Source organism: Mucilaginibacter sp. PAMB04274, assembly GCF_039634385.2.
Taxonomy (GTDB): domain Bacteria; phylum Bacteroidota; class Bacteroidia; order Sphingobacteriales; family Sphingobacteriaceae; genus Mucilaginibacter.
Genome location: NZ_CP155081.2, coordinates 4,484,414 through 4,498,417 on the forward strand (window position 1 = coordinate 4,484,414; position 14,004 = coordinate 4,498,417).

General features: G+C 40.9%; 14 protein-coding genes. 4 read left to right on the forward strand and 10 right to left on the reverse strand.

Translation table 11 applies throughout. The features are described 5' to 3' along the window. Positions 1-265 precede the first annotated feature (265 nt). Positions 266-994 carry a hypothetical protein gene (locus ABDD95_RS18960; RefSeq protein WP_345948922.1) on the forward strand — a complete coding sequence of 243 codons (729 nt, stop codon included), beginning with the start codon at positions 266-268 and terminating at the stop codon, positions 992-994. 245 nt (positions 995-1,239) lie between these two features. Here ABDD95_RS18960 and ABDD95_RS18965 read toward each other — a convergent pair whose 3' ends face one another. Then, positions 1,240-1,515: a hypothetical protein gene (locus ABDD95_RS18965; protein ID WP_345948923.1), complete on the reverse strand. Its 276-nt coding sequence runs from the start codon at positions 1,513-1,515 to the stop codon at positions 1,240-1,242. A 228-nt stretch (positions 1,516-1,743) separates the two neighbouring features. On the opposite strand from ABDD95_RS18965, the gene ABDD95_RS18970 reads away from it, so the two are divergent. After that, positions 1,744-1,923, forward strand: coding sequence for a hypothetical protein (locus tag ABDD95_RS18970; RefSeq protein ID WP_345948924.1), 180 nt, complete (start codon positions 1,744-1,746; stop codon positions 1,921-1,923). Positions 1,924-2,080: 157 nt separating this feature from the next. Here the strand turns inward: ABDD95_RS18970 and ABDD95_RS18975 are convergent, their stop codons facing one another. From ABDD95_RS18975 to ABDD95_RS19015, 9 genes are all read right to left on the reverse strand, one after another. Then, positions 2,081-2,641, reverse strand: a complete 561-nt coding sequence (locus tag ABDD95_RS18975; RefSeq protein WP_345948925.1) for an isochorismatase family cysteine hydrolase — start codon at positions 2,639-2,641, stop codon at positions 2,081-2,083. 509 nt (positions 2,642-3,150) lie between these two features. After that, complete coding sequence (locus ABDD95_RS18980; RefSeq protein ID WP_345948926.1) at positions 3,151-4,233, reverse strand: adenylate/guanylate cyclase domain-containing protein; 1,083 nt, start codon at positions 4,231-4,233, stop codon at positions 3,151-3,153. A gap of 57 nt (positions 4,234-4,290) precedes the next feature. Further along, the gene (locus ABDD95_RS18985) at positions 4,291-5,622 is read right to left on the reverse strand and encodes a TolC family protein (RefSeq protein ID WP_345948927.1); all 1,332 of its coding nucleotides are present in this window, start codon (positions 5,620-5,622) and stop codon (positions 4,291-4,293) included. Positions 5,623-5,627: 5 nt separating this feature from the next. After that, positions 5,628-7,217: a DHA2 family efflux MFS transporter permease subunit gene (locus ABDD95_RS18990; protein WP_345948928.1), complete on the reverse strand. Its 1,590-nt coding sequence runs from the start codon at positions 7,215-7,217 to the stop codon at positions 5,628-5,630. Position 7,218: 1 nt separating this feature from the next. Next, positions 7,219-8,307 (reverse strand): HlyD family secretion protein, encoded by a 1,089-nt coding sequence (locus ABDD95_RS18995; RefSeq protein ID WP_345948929.1) that lies wholly within the window; start codon positions 8,305-8,307, stop codon positions 7,219-7,221. Between the two features lie 43 nt (positions 8,308-8,350). Continuing rightward, positions 8,351-8,980 carry a TetR/AcrR family transcriptional regulator gene (locus tag ABDD95_RS19000; protein ID WP_345948930.1) on the reverse strand — a complete coding sequence of 210 codons (630 nt, stop codon included), beginning with the start codon at positions 8,978-8,980 and terminating at the stop codon, positions 8,351-8,353. A 213-nt stretch (positions 8,981-9,193) separates the two neighbouring features. Continuing rightward, complete coding sequence (locus ABDD95_RS19005) at positions 9,194-9,802, reverse strand: porin family protein (protein WP_345948931.1); 609 nt, start codon at positions 9,800-9,802, stop codon at positions 9,194-9,196. Between the two features lie 197 nt (positions 9,803-9,999). Continuing rightward, positions 10,000-10,764 (reverse strand): LytTR family DNA-binding domain-containing protein, encoded by a 765-nt coding sequence (locus ABDD95_RS19010; protein WP_345948932.1) that lies wholly within the window; start codon positions 10,762-10,764, stop codon positions 10,000-10,002. Further along, a complete protein-coding gene (locus ABDD95_RS19015) occupies positions 10,739-11,785 on the reverse strand; it encodes a histidine kinase (RefSeq protein ID WP_345948933.1) in 1,047 nt (348 codons plus the stop codon). Before ABDD95_RS19015 ends, ABDD95_RS19010 begins: the two co-directional genes overlap by 26 nt. Before the next feature lie 280 nt (positions 11,786-12,065). On the opposite strand from ABDD95_RS19015, the gene ABDD95_RS19020 reads away from it, so the two are divergent. Next, complete coding sequence (locus ABDD95_RS19020) at positions 12,066-12,509, forward strand: DUF2141 domain-containing protein (protein WP_345948934.1); 444 nt, start codon at positions 12,066-12,068, stop codon at positions 12,507-12,509. A 41-nt stretch (positions 12,510-12,550) separates the two neighbouring features. Next, positions 12,551-13,237 (forward strand): DUF4397 domain-containing protein, encoded by a 687-nt coding sequence (locus tag ABDD95_RS19025; protein ID WP_345948935.1) that lies wholly within the window; start codon positions 12,551-12,553, stop codon positions 13,235-13,237. The last annotated feature ends 767 nt before the right edge of the window (positions 13,238-14,004 follow it).

The window sequence follows — 14,004 nt, forward strand, 5'->3', positions numbered from 1 at the left end:
TATATGCTTCGATATTTCTTAAAACATCTTGTTAAACGCATATCATGAGTAAAACTTCAAACACATGTTCTGGCGGTTAGGTCCCAAGTATTTACATCATTTTTATTTAAAACAGATTCTATTCTTCCTTTTGCAACAATTTCAAAATGTTGTTGATGTATTTTGGCGTAATATGTACGTTAGTGCGTTTTCAGAAATCAATTTGCCGGATACCGCGTTAACATAGATCGTGTGATGTGAGTTTAAAAATTGTCAGATCCTACTTATGAAAAAGCTATTCATTTTAAATGCAATTTTTGCATTAAGTTTCTTAATGCCAATATTGGTTCGCGCTCAGGATTTTATTTTCAATCCAACACTTGACCCTACTGCGGCAATGGGATACGCCGCAGGTGAAATCCTCCGCATAGATTTAAAGAAAAAGGCTGGACTAAGCTACAATGCAACAACAAAATCGACTGCGACCAATAAAATTAATTTCAATTACAACTCTACACCCGCTTTACGGCAACAAGCAGTAACAAACATTGCAAAACGCTTAAAGACTATTAACCCCGTAATGGCTCATGGATTGGCATCTCTATATGGGCCAGGCAAGGCGGACTACCAAGAGATGTTTAAACAAATGGTTCAGCCATCAGGCTTGCCAGTTGACAATGCAGCTACGGCATTAGCTGCATGTTGGGAGATGGGTTACATCGTCGTTAACAACATACAAAATGCCGCTACTGTAACACCAGCCATGGACAGAGGTGTACAGCGCCAGGTAGCAGGTATATTAAGTCAAAGAGTTAGCCTGAAATCACCGGTTATGATGGCCCAGTTAGGCGAAGAGATGAAGCTCCAAGCAACTTTGATGGCAATAAGCTGGCAAAGTGCTATCAAAAGCGGGCAGACTGAGACGTATCGTAAGAGCATCGCGAAGCAGTTTCGGCAAATGGGACTTGATTTGAGTTTAGTGAGGCTTTCCGAACAGGGTTTGCTCAGAAAATAGCCAATCCATATTTTCTTTACTTAGTAGTTTTTGACGTTAATAAGCAGTGTATGTTCCAGGTTAACTGAAACGACGCGTTCAAGTACCCTTACATGAATTAACAGATTGGCTTCAATCCCCTATGATAAAGACTCTCTGGTTTCTACGATACGAAGATTTCATTACGTTCGGTTGAGTCGGTTTGGGCAAACTTGATAACCAAGGCTAAGGACACATCAGACGTCTCGTCCTACTTAGGCTAGGGACTAAAATAAATATCCTTCGATTCGGTTAGCGGCTTCGGTGATCGGGTCATTGCCATTCTGCGCTTTTAGGTATTCTAAAAAGGCAAGTACTATTGAAAACAGGATAGTTATAGCCCTGGTACCCAACTGCAATGGATTCGCAATCTTTTTACCATGTGTTGCGTTTAATTTTCCTTTGGTTAACGAAAAGGGAAACCGGGTTGCCGCTGCTGTCAGCAAGTGCTCATTGATGTTCCTGTCCCTGTAAGCGAGCTGTATTTCTGTGCAAGAAGACAAAGGACCATCTCGAAGTTGGCTTTATTTCCGCCGGAGTCGTAAACTATGCCAATAGGCATCTCCACCTATAAAATCACTTGTGCTTTTTCGTTTAAAGTACGTCCGCCGCTAACTGGTATCGTAAATTCTGACACATTCGGCAAACTGTTTTCTTTATCAAGATTTTCCGTTTCGCCGAACTTCTAAGTCGTTGTCCTCTGGCATGAAATGTTCTCCACTGCGACATCCATGACCCAAGTTGAAATTGACTTCCTCGAACTGGTGGTTGGTACCCGGGGGGGACCTGTTGATAAAACGCCTCATAGAGGTAAGAAAGTCAGCGGTAATCAGATCAGTACTAAAATAAACAAAGGACAGCCCGATTATAAAAAAGGGGTATTGCTGACGGATGGATCTGATGAAGCATAATTTCTTAGTTAAAACCGGTCTCTCCGTTACTTAATTACAAACGTCCTTACCCGCCATTTCGAAATACTCCGAGTTTACCCTACCAGGGATGCAGCTATTTTCATAAGGCAAAAAACGGCCTGAGCTGCTGGGAAGAGTTTTTTAGGTGTCTGAATATTTATTCAACCAGATTATTTAGGTCAGTAACTTCAGCCTGGAGGACGAAAACTTTTTCGACAAGTATCTGGTGGACCGCTTCGTCCCGGTCCATACAACAATCTTTAAGTACGGTAATCCGGTAATCTCTATCGGCAGCTTCCCTCAAGGTCGAAAGCACAACACCACTTGTAGACACACCAGTCAAGATCAAATGCCGAATGCTCTGTGCTCTCAAAATCAGTTCAAGGTCGGTACCTACAAATGCGCTGATCCGATGCTTGATTACAATGATTTCCTGCGGATCGGACACGACACCTGGATGAACTTTACTCATTTCATGCAGGTTGATTCCTGCTGACCGTTCTTTGATACCAGCTAACATCTTATTATCGGCACTAACCTCAGGCACACCGTTGCGGAAGCCAACGATAATGAAAATTACCATTATATTATGGGAATGTGCGTAAGCTATCGCTTTATTGATGTTGGTTAAAATTGTGGCTGTTTCTGTCATACCTGCCAATACACTAGTTTGTATGTCCATGACTAAAAGTGCGGTATGATCGTTGTTACTTTTCATAAATTTCTGATTTTTCTTTTAAATTTGGATTGAACCTTGAACAAAAGGCCAGCACAAACAAAACCTCAGTATTTGGCCTATTGAATATTTGTGAAGCTCTAGAAGGTAAAATGCGGCCCTGCATAGTAAATTAATAGTAATCATAAAATAAGCGGCAGTCACCGCTGGTTGGTTACTTTACTTAAGTTTTTTGTATCAGCTAAAGGGTAGCTTGCTTCATCTCATCAAGGTAGAACGTGTGGGGAATGACCGCCTGCATAAACCAGTCCATAGTATCGTAAGAGTTTCCAAGAGACCCATTAAATGACCGTTCAACCAATCGAACAATATTTCACACATCATTCTATCAATCTATACTGCTTTAGCATATTTTGTTTTTTCACAGGAACTATCCTTCTGTATATTTTGCTAATATATCTTAAAATTAAAACAAAGAATAATAAATGTCGATTAGCCTTAATGCAGTTTCAATTTATAGAAAATCGACATTTTCGATCCACGCTATCAGGTCAAGAAAAATGTTTTAAAATTTTATAAGCTATTTGTTCGTGATGAAGTCCTTTCAAGGATTCCAAGTGAACCTGTTCGGCTTGATAATGTGTTTTTTCCAAAACCCGATCCCAAAAGATATCTGACACGAGAATACAGGCGTTCAGACTTTTAGCAATAGCTTGTAACCTCGCGCATAAATTCAGCACTGTTCCATGGTATGCGATCTCTTTCTTATGATTACCGACCAAAGATGTTGATACTGTTCCGCAATGAATAGCGCACCTGAACATTGGAATTGTTTGGTAATTTAGTTTATAATAGGACTCACGTTCTATCAGAAGAACCATATAAGCGAAATAAAGGTCTATGCACTGCTGGTAGAGAAAGTTACTTGATATTTTCCAGGTAATGACCGCTTCATCACCGACAAACTGATAAATCTCACCTCCGTGCTGAATAACAATATCTGACAAATCGTAAAAACAATCCTGCACATACCTGCTAAACTTCAGATAACCCAGCGATTCGCCAATCGGTGTACTATCCTCCATATCCAGAAACATGAATATGCGTTGCTCTTCTTTTGGATTGCGATAGGTGTTGACCAGTGAATTGAAAAAATATCTGTCTCCCAAGCCCCGCCTAAGTAATAATACAACTCCTAAGAAGTTCTCAACTAATAGCATGTACAAGAAAACGTTGAGCACCGATGCCTTGCTAAACAATGCTTGCAAGCTTTGAATCAACGAAGAATTGCTGATTGTTCCAACGGCAAGCAGTAACAGAAAAACTGTCACTGCCAACATGCTAAAAATAAAAGACCTAGTCAGAATATTAAATCCCAGACTCTTGAATCTATCGAAGCTTGGGTAGACCAGCGTATGCATCACACCTAATACTATGCCGAGTGGCGTAGCCACGATGAGCGAAACAGTAAACAACCATGACTTTTTAACCGGCTCAGCTAAGCTATAAAGGTAAGCAATCTGCGGTTCGGGCACATCACTAAACTTTACCAGCACATAGACCAAGGTTAATACTACCCACGCTATTGCGATAAAGCTGATTTCGCTGAGTATATATTTTAATTTGTTTGACATCGAATATTTCAGCGACGATAGTCTTTACAATGAGACTTGTCTGAGCCAATCTTGAACTTATAACCCTCCGATAGCAATTTCATAATTTAGCCGTGATATAAAATAGTCGTATACAGATTTAATATAATTTCTTTCGGCATTAAGCACGGAACTTTCTGTATTAAGTAAACTATCATAGCTGAAAGCGCCTAAGGCAAGTTGCTTTTCCTGATTTTCATAAACCCTTTGTGCCAATTTAAAGCTATTATCCGCACGTCTTACATTTTGTATGGCATTAGCAATTTCTGTTGTGCTTTGACGGATCTCGTAATTCACCTTGGCGGTTTGCTGCTCTTGCCGCAAGATTGTTTCTTGAGAACGGAGACGGCTTTGCTGAACTTTGGTACGATTAGTCAATTGCCCTGTGATCGGAAGACTTAATTTTAAGCCTACGGAGCTAAATGGCGACCACCACCTGGAATTGCTGTAATCATAATTAAAATTACCATTTAAAAATTGCTGAGCGTAATTTCCATATAAGGAAATAACCGGCATCACGGACTGACGTTGCTTTTTTTCGTTAAGCTCATCCGCTTCCCGTTGAAGCTGAAGTTGCTTGATCTCCGTCCTGTTACGGGCCAGCGTAATATCCTCCTGAATTGCAGGCAGCACCACAGGGTTTACATCTATCGAATCTGTCAGGATGAGTTTGACAAGCGTATCAACGTTCAATTCATAACGTAGGGATTTGATACTCAATCCAAGACTCTGCAAACTGGTCGTCGTTTGATGACAAGCATTTTCGTAATCTAATTTAGCACGGAGATATTCGTTTTCAATCAATGCCCCACTTTTAAACTTCCCTTCGGCCACTTGATAATACTTAAAGAATCTATTTTCGTCCTGCTTAGCGAGGCGCCATTGAAGGTCCTTCAACTGTGTATTTAAATAGGCCTGACTGATCTGTTGTTTGACAACGATATCCCTGCCGCGCTTCTTCTCGGCTTCCATTGCTTCACTGTTTTTTGCGAGTTTAACATCAGATGATAAAGTGGCCTTCAAGATCGGCTGGTTAAGTTCTAAGCTGTAAATACTTATGCTTTTCGCGCCTAGTGCGAGTATCTGAGGCTCGTTGAGTCCGGGCACAAAGCCCGCAGGTATCAGTGTAGCTTGTAATTGGGGATGATAACTGACATTAGCGTTGGCACTAATCTCTGGTAACCAGGCCTGTTTTGCTTTTTGCTTTTCTATACGTGAGGCTTCCAGCCTTAAAGCATCAGCTTTTACATCACTTCGGTTCTTCAAACCTAGTTCCTGTGCCTCCTTCAAACTGATCTTCAGATCTATTTGAGAAAAGGCCGCCTGGCCGCTCAAGGCCAGCAATAGAATGATCCCTATATTTTTTTTCATGACGTTTAGTGGCCACCTCCCAAAGAGGCATCTGTATTAGGTTTTGTATTTTTTAGCAATAAAATGATCGGCAGGCAAGCTGCTACGACAATGGCCATAAAGAAGAAGCCCTGACAGTAAGCAACAACAGCTTGTTGTTTGCCTAGCGAATTAGCTATCAATTGATAAGCACCCGCTGTCGACTCTTCAGGAGAGTATCCGGCGGTAAATAAAGTTTGCCTTATTCCAGCTAGCTGATCGTTGAGCAATTCGTTAAATTCGTTAAGGTTGATGACAAGCCCGTTTCTTACCTGAGCAGTTTTCGTATTAAGGAAAATATTCACGACAGCAATACCTACCGCCGTTCCCAACTGTCTAAGCATATTGGAAAGGCCTGCCGCCTGGGCAAGATCCTTTCCACTAAGTCCTGCTACGGATAAACCCAAAACCGGCATCATCATAAAAGCAGAACCTAACCCACGCAGCAAAAAAGGGACGACGAAAAAATTGCTGCTTGCGTCAGGCGAAGCGAAAGACAACCATACCAGAAAGATCCCCATCAGAATCGTTCCAAAACTCATTAAAATTTTGGCGTTGATCCCTTTCTTCTGTAATGCTGCAACGATAGGCATTCCTGCTGCGGTAGCAAGGGAGCCAGGGATGAGGAATGCACCGGTTTTTGTGGCGGTCCATCCCAGCATTGTTTGGGCGAACAGGGGAAAGATGAATACCGAACCGCTTATTGTCGCTCCAACAATAAGGTTCAAGAAATTACCGAGTGTCAGGTTGTAATTTTTGTAAAGCCTTAAATTGACCGCTGGATAAGTGATACTAAGTTCGCGCCACACAAAAGCAATTAAGCTGACAACAGCGAGCAAGAAGAAAAACAGTATTTCCCCGCTTTCAAACCAATCATGGGCACCACCTTCTTCCAAGGTATACTGCAGAGATCCAAGTCCCACTACCAGAAACAGTATACCCCACCAGTCCATCCTGCTTGGTTTTTCAACACCATCAAGGTTAGGCACGTAATTCCATGCAAGGATCGCAGCAATCACACCGACTGGTAGATTAATGAAAAACACCCAGTGCCAGCTTAAATTATCTGTAATTACTCCACCAAGTACAGGGCCGAAAGTAGGACCTAAGATAACCCCTAAACCAAATATCGCAGTACCTATACCGGCCTTTTCCGGAGGAAAGGCACCAAAAATAATTGATTGTGAAGTTGAAAGTAATCCACCTCCTCCGAGTCCCTGGATAAATCGCCAAAAGACCAATGTCCAAAGGCTACCGGATAGTCCGCACATTAAGGAAGCGAATGTAAAAACAACCACCGATCCAGTGAAATAAGCTTTCCGTCCAAAAAGGGCCGAAAACATTGCCGAAAGAGGAATCACGATGACGTTAGCGATGCCGTAGCCAGTAACAATCCATGCGATCTCGGTAGTACTGGCCCCAATGTTACCGCTGATCTCTGATAATGCTACGTTAACCACTGTCGTGTCGATCAGTTCGAGTAGGGCACAAGCGATTGCCGTTCCTACTAAGATGGCAAGTTTCGCTCCTGTCGGGTAAGAAGCTTGTTGCTTATTGATTGTTGCTTCACTTGCCATATCAGTCCGTTTTGATCTTAACGTGGGTACTCAGACCAGGCAAAAGCATCTTACTTGCGGCAGTATCTTTTAAGGGTTTCAAAGCAATTCGTAGAGGAACTCTTTGCACCACCTTAACAAAATTTCCGGTAGCATTATCCGGTGGCATCAGTGCAAACTTTGCTCCTGTTGCTCCACCAAATGAAATAACCTCACCCTCAAGGTCCATATCCGGAAACGCATCGACTTCAATTTCTACAGGTTGTCCAATACGTATAGTCTTCAATTGCGTTTCTTTTACATTGGCAGATACCCATAAATCCTGCTGACTCACTATCGCACAAAGATTCTGACCAGCTGAGATATAATTTCCTGCCTGAACCGATCTTTTGGTAACTAGACCTGCACAGGGTGCTATGACCGATGCGTGACGGAGGTCTTCCTGAGCTACCCGGAGCTCTGCGATGCGCTGATTGACTAACGCCTCAGCTGATCCGATTTGTGCTTCATCTGAACGCGCATTGACCTGCTGGCTTTTCGCAGTGGTTAAGGCTGATCGCTGCTTATCTACCGTTTCTTTTAATTGCGCTTCTGCTAATTGCAGTTCCGTTCTATCACTTTCCAATTGCTGCTGTGTGATACCCTTTATGTTGAAAAGTTTTTGACTGCGAACATAATCCGCTTGCAAACGATCGACTTGAGCACGCGCTGCTGTGATCGCTGCATCGTTCGACTCCGCAAGTTTTTTGGACGCAAGTGCATTCAATACACTTGCTCCAGCTTTGCTTCCACTCACTCGTTTTTCAGATCGGGCATTTGCCAATGCCGCTTTGGCTTGCTGAACTCGGGCAAACAAAACCACAGTATCAAGTAAAATTAGCGTATCTCCCTTCTGAACATATTGATTATCCTTGAAACAAATACGATTCACGTAGGCCGTTACACTGGACCGGACTGTCAATATATTGCCGTCTAATTGCGCATTATCCGTCGATTCGCTTTTCCCTCCGCTCAACCAAAAGTATAATCCAAGTCCGGCTGTTAACACTACTACGATAACGATAATTAATGTTTTTCTTGATTTCTTACTACTACCTGATTTAGTTTCCATAATCTATAAACCGAACGGTCGGTATGTTTTGTTTAAAATTTTTTTATTTTTTTGATAATGTACCGTATAATGCAAAAAACTGTTCTTTTAATTCAAGAATTAAACGGGCAGTTTGATCACGCATAACATTCAATATACCTACCCCGTAACTTAAATAAATGAATTGTTTAGCAACAATATCCGCATCAAGAGATGTAAATATCTCCTGCCTGTCTATTGCATTGTTAATTACACTTTTCCAGGCTTTGAATTCACGCTGCTGCAGGGATTGAAAATGATTTTGAAAATCTGGAAGGATTCGAAGTGCATCAAAGATCAAGACGTATTGATTTGCCCTAAGCACATTGTCCTCACAACTAATGTCTTTCTCATACCTTTCCAATCGTTCGGAGATCCGGCGAATCACAGTTTCACAATAGTCTTTTAAAGTAATGCCATGAACCAAACTGTCCTCAGCATAAAAAGGGTTATTATCAAAAAAATATTTCACTACCTCTTTAAGAACAACTTCTTTGCTTTCGAAATAATGGTAAAATGCCCCTTTTGATAATCCGGTCGCTTTAACGATATCTTGCATCGTCACTTGCCGATATCCCTTTTGCATAAAAAGGTTTGCCGCAACGTTAATTATCTGTTCCCTGCTGTCATTCATGACTTCTCCATGTTTCTGCAAGTTTACTTAATTCTATAAAAGTTGACCAATAAATTTAATAAAGGTCCAAGAAGCACGTTGCAAAGCAATATTTGTTTAGCTATATCATCTTGAAGCTTGCTTTCTTATGATTAATCAAAGTTATGGAGCGATTCGCTGAAATAAGGTTTTAGGTGATCGTCATATAAAATGACAGCGCGTCATCCTGTCTGCAATCGGTGAAACAATCTTTGATTAGAAAACATAAAAAATGCTTGCCTGGATACTGTTGTTTTTGAAGTCGCCTAAAACAGTAGATGGAATTTCCTGAACTTTTTGTAGCCCGTAAACATATCGCGCATCTATACCTAACCCGATATTCGATTTATACCCTATACCGCCTATCATACCGAAGTCGATCTTTTTAAAGAATTTTGCATCGGTGACACCGCCTATATCTTCTTTTATTTTAAAACCGGCCTGTGGACCAGCCTCTACAAAGAAACCCGAACTGGTACGATACTTTAATAAGATAGGAATGGCAGCGTAAGATAACTTAACGTCACGGGTACCCAGTAAGCCACCTTTCACTTTCGCACCCTGCATGGTATATAGAAATTCTTCCTGCACGATAAAATTTTCGGTGAACTTGTAGGCGACTGTAAGTCCACCCTGAAACCCAGGAAGCGGGTCTGTTGGAAAATTGGCGTTGGTAAAATTACTGGCATTTCCGCCCGCGGTCAGGCCGAACTCCATTTTGCTCAGAAAGCCTCCGCGTCGACCCAGATTTTCCGGACTGGTTTGGCTAAATCCCTTAAATGCTAATGCAACTAATCCTAATAATAAAAATACTGACCTTTTCATAATTCCTAATGTTTGACTTTTTTAATTAAGCCTGCACCTGGCAGGCTGGTTACTTGAGTCAAAGTTGCAGCGAGAACGTAGTATTTTTTTAGTAAAGTTCAGTGAAACGGGCAAAATCAAACCCGAAACAGCCTGGAAGAATTTAACCGATACGGCAAATGATCATTAGATAGTTAAAGGAGATCGTCATCACCGGATCATCCTTTGGCCAGCCAGTTTAAGAATTGTGAGGCTTTACCTTTACTGATGATCACTTTCTCGGGGTATGATATTTTCAGGTTCAATGAAAGTTTTCTAGAAAAAAAGTTACTGACATCAATGATCGCTTTGCGGCAGATAAGATATTGCCGGTTTGCCCGAAAAAAAGAAGAGCCGGATAAATGTTCTAACTCGTCCAGATTCTTATTTGGGTAAAATGTCTGACCGGAGAATGTAAGCAGGTGGATAATCTCATTCTCCAGGTAGAACATGGCGATGTCGTCCAAGCTTATGGGAATTATCTTGTCTTTATGGTGTACTAAGATAGATGCTGCAGGTTGTCCTTCTTTTGCAGTGATCAATTTTATGAGCGCGTCATATTGAGGCGTCTGATCTCTGGAGAAGACTTTTTTCAATTGCATGTACTTTTGTAATGCAGTCTCAAGGGTTCGTTTAGTAAATGGCTTCAATATATAATCTATGCCATTTGTTTTAAAAGCGTCCAATGCATATTCATCATAAGCAGTGCAAAAGATTATGGGAACCGAAAGCGGAACGTTAATGAATATCTCAAAGCTTAATCCGTCACCCAATTGGATGTCGCTAAATATAAGATCTGGGGCCTCGTGGAACTTGAGATAAGCCGTACCCTCCTTCACGGATCTGAGCTTGGTAATCTCAACTGGCTCGTCAATCAATTCACGGATATTAATTTCCAGTTCATCTGCAACAATTCCTTCATCCTCTATAATTACGATGTTCATGATTCAACAATTTGATACTAACTGAAAATATGTTGTTTTCTTCCTCGATGATAATATCATCTCCCGACCAAAGTTTATACCGCTCGGCGAGATTGGCTAGGCCAAAATTGGTTGATGCTACTTTTATTCTCTTTTTTTGAATTGGATTGCTGATCAGTAACCATGTGCCATTTTGTTCGATGACGACGTCCAGCGGATCCTCTACCGTAAAATTATTATGCTTAATCGCATTTTCCAACAGTGGCTGTAAGGAAAATGAAGGAAGGTAAAAACAATCTAAGGCCTCTGCGGGAAGAAGAATTTTACAATGCAGCGCCTCACCAAACCTAATACGCTGCATTTCAAAATAATCAAGCAACAAATCTACCTCATCTTTTAATTTGGAGACATGGACACTTTGATGACAAATAGATGCCCTTAAAAAATTAGCCAAATGAACGATGTAGTCGTCGGCTATGTGAGTGTCTTTATGATAGAGCGCTTTCAGTGTATTCAATGCATTAAACAGAAAGTGTGGATGAATCTGCTGCTTCAGTGCAAGGTTCATGGCTTCCGCATTGACGGCCTTCAATTGGGAAACCTCCAATTCGCTCCGTAATTTGTGTTCATACAATAAGACCGAATCATGCAAAAGTGTGATAAGTGTATTGATCACTATCCCAGAACCCACAAACGCAGCAAACGAGCCTAGGTCCCAAAATGACCAATTGATGCCATCGATATAACCGAATGCAGGTCTCAATACAAGGTAAATGATGATACTTACGGGGTAAGTTAAAAAGCGACGTAGGAAGGAGAATCTTTTCGATCTTATCGAAACTCTTTTTCCTAAGACCAGCATTAAAGAAATGTCCGAATATCCAACCAATAAAATGCCGGTCATGGTGAGAACAGTATAGGCAATCAAGTGGTGTATCGGGCGATCAGTATTGGATGCAACCAAATAAAATATGAACCCTATGATTACAGCCTGTAACCAGGTCAGGCGTACTAATCGTTTTAATGGCAATTCATCCTGCATGCGGGCGAAATTAATGAATAGATAATACTACATAAACCAAGAACTCCCTGAAGCGGACAAAATACAGCCTGAATGAACATAGATACTATGTTAAAGGCACTTATTAATAGCAACTTTTTCAAACAACAATTTTAAGGCTACGGAATCCACAAGCAACCTTAATACTTCTTTCAAGCAGGCGTTTTGATCGTTCAGGTATCAGATTGCCCGGTTCAGGTTATTTGAATGTTCAGCCTTTGCAATGGGCTTATACCTTCGTCTCGAATTTAATATTAAAACTATGAAAATGATAACACTAAAAAGCATAAACCTTGTGATTGGTATGCTAATGATCTTCTCTGCCGATTATGTACAGGGCCAATCGCAACCCGTTAAGATCATGGGTATCCGATCCTCTAAAGGCAATATCATCATCAATGTTTTTAAGGATCAGGCAGATTATGATAAGGAAATACCTTATAAGAAATTCAGTTTTGATAAAAAAGGACTTGATAAAGGCGTGATGACCGTTAAGTTCAATATGGAAGCCGGTATATATGGTATTACCCTGCTTGACGACGAAAACGCCAACGGAAAGATTGACAAAAACCTGATCCGGGTACCAAAGGAGGGATTCGGTTTTTCGAATTACTACATGGAAAAATTAAAAAAGCCTTCTTTTGATGATTTCAAGGTTGACCTAAGAAAACAACCACGCGTAGAAATCAAGGTAAAATACTTGTAATTAAGAAACCAAAATCAATAGATAAAAAAACTCAGAACAAAATGAACACAAAAGAAATTTTTAAAAGACCAGTTGTTGCTTTGATCTTCCTTCTAACAGCCATAGCTTTTTCTTCATGCAAGAAAAACGATATCGATGACTCGGGTCAATTCAACATTAAAGTAGTGAATGCTTCGGCAACTGCCGGCCCGCAAACTTTCACGCTTGCCGGGAATGTGCTGATCAGCAGCGGACTAAATTACATGGATGCTTCGGCATATGTCAATGTCCCTTCGGGAAAGAATATGATTACGGAATTTAAAAATGCAGGCACGAATTCCGTTTACGCGTCAGGGTCCATATATACCGACAATGGTGTGAATTTCACGGTGTATTTGGCGGGTTCAGGTTCAAACGCACGCGTCAAGAATTTCCAGGATGACCTTGGCTCACCCAATAACGGACTGGTGAAGATTAAATTTATACATCTGAGTGATAAGGCGCCGAATATTGTTACTATCAAGAACACTAACGGAGACGAATATTCCAGCTCTCTAGTTCGCGATCTGGCAACTGGTTACAAATTTGTTTCACCGGGCAATCTCTCTGTACAGGTCGTTGGGTTGACATCCAAGAATAGCGTAGGCACATTTAATTTTACAGATTTAATAGCAGGCAAAATTTACTCGCTTTACTTAACTGACGATGCTAATGGAAATGTGGTTATGAATAAGCTACTCCATAATTGAAGTGAACAGATGCAGACTGTTGAACAACATAAGCTATAGGTTAATCAGCGCTTCCTCAATTTTCACACAAATCGGTCTTGAGAAGTAAGAACAATTAAATTTAACCGATAGCATTTAATGTTTTCTGTAATTTTCCGCAGATCTATTTTAAGCGAAAAGTACATTTGGGTCATTATTAATTCTGTTTTCAGGGAGAAACGGTAAGATGAATTGTAAGGCTCTATCTGAATCTGTTCAAGAACCGGACTTGTGTGCTCATTCAATAGCAAAGCACCCTCTTCAAAGGTGCTTTGCTGAATAATTAAACTATTTTAAAAACGAGGAAGAAGATCTTTTATAGCCGCTTAATCCACGCTGGTGATATTGAGATAAAAGAGTATCTCAAAGACGGCGCCCTGGGTCACCAGAAGTTGCTCGGTTATTGGATCAAGTAGAACGCAAACGCGCTGTGAATGACTGCCAATTCGTAACGCCTGGATATCGTATGATATTTATCCTTCTGCTACTAAATTTAAAAGTATATTGTACTCGGTTTCGGGCAAGAATTTCTTTATCATCTGCACAATGCTGAATCATACATACATCATCAATAGGCGCACTGTCCTATCTGCCCAAGCATGGGCTTCCATGTTTCGGCAATTTGCCAAAGCATGTCCGATCGATCAAGATGAGAGGCTTGCCTACTTTGTGGCATAATATTACTCTTTCGATATTAAAATAAAAATCAGGCCCAGTCGGTGATATGAAAGGACCGCATATTTACGCCG

Coding starts and splice junctions, on each gene's coding strand:
- ABDD95_RS18960 (WP_345948922.1), top strand. CDS start 266: ATGAAAAAGCTATTCATTTTAAATGCAATTTTTGCATTAAGTTTCTTA.
- ABDD95_RS18970 (WP_345948924.1), top strand. CDS start 1,744: ATGACCCAAGTTGAAATTGACTTCCTCGAACTGGTGGTTGGTACCCGG.
- ABDD95_RS18975 (WP_345948925.1), bottom strand. CDS start 2,641: ATGAAAAGTAACAACGATCATACCGCACTTTTAGTCATGGACATACAA.
- ABDD95_RS18980 (WP_345948926.1), bottom strand. CDS start 4,233: ATGTCAAACAAATTAAAATATATACTCAGCGAAATCAGCTTTATCGCA.
- ABDD95_RS18985 (WP_345948927.1), bottom strand. CDS start 5,622: ATGAAAAAAAATATAGGGATCATTCTATTGCTGGCCTTGAGCGGCCAG.
- ABDD95_RS18990 (WP_345948928.1), bottom strand. CDS start 7,217: ATGGCAAGTGAAGCAACAATCAATAAGCAACAAGCTTCTTACCCGACA.
- ABDD95_RS18995 (WP_345948929.1), bottom strand. CDS start 8,307: ATGGAAACTAAATCAGGTAGTAGTAAGAAATCAAGAAAAACATTAATT.
- ABDD95_RS19005 (WP_345948931.1), bottom strand. CDS start 9,802: ATGAAAAGGTCAGTATTTTTATTATTAGGATTAGTTGCATTAGCATTT.
- ABDD95_RS19010 (WP_345948932.1), bottom strand. CDS start 10,764: ATGAACATCGTAATTATAGAGGATGAAGGAATTGTTGCAGATGAACTG.
- ABDD95_RS19015 (WP_345948933.1), bottom strand. CDS start 11,785: ATGCAGGATGAATTGCCATTAAAACGATTAGTACGCCTGACCTGGTTA.
- ABDD95_RS19020 (WP_345948934.1), top strand. CDS start 12,066: ATGAAAATGATAACACTAAAAAGCATAAACCTTGTGATTGGTATGCTA.
- ABDD95_RS19025 (WP_345948935.1), top strand. CDS start 12,551: ATGAACACAAAAGAAATTTTTAAAAGACCAGTTGTTGCTTTGATCTTC.